Source organism: Okeania sp. SIO2B9 (assembly GCF_010672505.1).
Classification (GTDB): Bacteria; Cyanobacteriota; Cyanobacteriia; order Cyanobacteriales; family Microcoleaceae; genus Okeania; species Okeania hirsuta.
The window spans coordinates 1-2,042 of record NZ_JAAHGK010001328.1 but is presented as its reverse complement, the minus strand read 5'-3'; the positions used below and the strand labels follow the sequence as shown (position 1 = coordinate 2,042).

Genomic DNA, 2,042 nt, shown 5'->3' with positions numbered 1-2,042 from the left:
CGGCGTGCCCAAACGCCGCCAAATTATCGGAAAATCGGCGCATTGGACTGGGCAGCATAAAACCAAGCGCAATTCGATTATCGAGCTGCAAGACCTTGTCCAGGCCCGTCACCTGCTCGGCTAGCGTACTTACATAAATTTGTTTTTTGAGTTAAATTGAAGTATAACTACTCAAATTTTTTATTGTTTTACTTAATTCAGGAGGGTGAGTTAAGTAGATACGCATAATGTATTAAAAAAGCCTATCTCATCAATAATTTATTGATCCCCTCTACTCTAGAAGTTGAAAAGATTCTCACATATACTATCTGCTTTGTCAATATAATTTTGGAAATAGGGTTTTTATTCTCAATGTCAAATCAACTATATTAAATATTACTACTTCCTCTTTTTATATATGGTCAGTTGATATATTTTATTTATAATTTTGTGAACGCTTACTTTTAGATGTATGATTGAGAAAATCTAGCATTTACGGTAAGAGTAAGATAGGTCAAATTTTTATATTTTCTCCCAAAAGCAATAAATTTTAATTTTTTTTGATAAAAGTTAATCAGGAAAGAAAGAAAACTTTTAATGTACACCTAATTGTAGGAATTATAAATATTTATCCAGAATTTATAAAACTTTTAATGTACACCTAATTGTAGGAATTATAAATATTTATCCAGAATTTATGTGAGTGGGGAATTGCTATAGTGAAACTATATTAAATATGACTACTTCCTATATTTATATCTGGATATCTGGTCAATTGATCTGTATTTATTTATAATTTTGTGAACGCTTACCTTAAGATATATGATTAAGAAAATCTAGCATTTACTTATAAGAGAAAGATAGGTCATTTCAGTTATCAGTTATCAGTTATCAGTAAAATTTTTATATTTTCTCGCAAAAGCAATAAATTTTAATTTTTTTTGATAAAAGTTAATCAGGGAAGAGGGAAAACTTTTAATCTACATCTAAATTGCAGGAATTATAAATATTTATCCAGAATTTATGTGAGGCGCTAATTATAGCAGTCTCAGGAAAGGTTAGGACAGATAAAAAGCTTAAAAATCAGACAATGTCAGATTTTTCCTTCTTTCTTCTTCCTTCTTTCTTCTTCCTTCTTCCTTCTGCGATACTATAGTGAAACTCTGTTTTGATGCTTTAAAATTTATCTGAAACTATCAGGAAACTCAGCCTTTAAAACAGGTAAAACTGGGCAAGGTTTTTGCTCCTGTAAATTGTCTGGTTTATTCCAAGTAAAAGGAGCTAACTTAGCAGCAGACATCCACAACAAACGTTTTGCTCTAGTCATAGCCACATATAGTAACCGAAATTCCTCTGCGGTCTTCAAATATTCTGCCTGTTTCCAAGCAGTAGAAATATCTGGTAAATCTTGTCCTTGTAAACTGGCGCGAATTTGTGCCCTTGCCACTTCAGCTAAGTCAAATTCTCCCAAAAAACTTACCTGGGGCAAAACTCGTAAATTACCAGGAATTATATTTTCATGTAAAAAAGGTAAAAAGACATAATCCCAATCTAAACCTTTAGCTTTATGCATAGTAATAATAGTAAGTTGCTGAGGGCGAGTATAATTTTTCTCTGCATCTTCATCCACTTCAACAGGTTCAAATCTCTCGGAACCTACAATTTCACTTAAAACTTCTAAAATAGAATTCATCGAACTATTATCAAAAGTTTGTTTAGCAACTCTTTCTGCTAACTTATCCGCAGTTGCTAAATCTGATTGTTGATAATTTAAAGCTAAAGCAAGAAAAGAAATTAATTGATACAAAGGTAATTCTGATTTTGCCCTGAGTAAAGTACGACAAAAATCACGACATTTACGCACCTTTTCTGATTGATAAGGATCGAGAGGTCCTGGGTAAAGAAACTGTTCTGGTTGAGAGGCAAAAACATTATAATCTTGCTTAGGAATTAAACGTCGATCGCCCAAAACTTTCAAAGCAGATTTTAAATAATCTGGAGAATGAGGGCGGTCAATAAATTGCATTAATGCCAATATTTCTGCTGGAATTTGAGAGTGACGA

Annotated in this window: 1 protein-coding gene; it reads right to left on the bottom strand. The window is 32.3% G+C overall.

Annotation, left to right across the window (positions count from 1 at the left end):
- Nucleotides 1-1,162 precede the first annotated feature (1,162 nt).
- Nucleotides 1,163-2,042: 3'-5' exonuclease (locus tag F6K13_RS30365; protein WP_287289458.1), on the bottom strand; the 880-nt coding region annotated here is incomplete at its 5' end.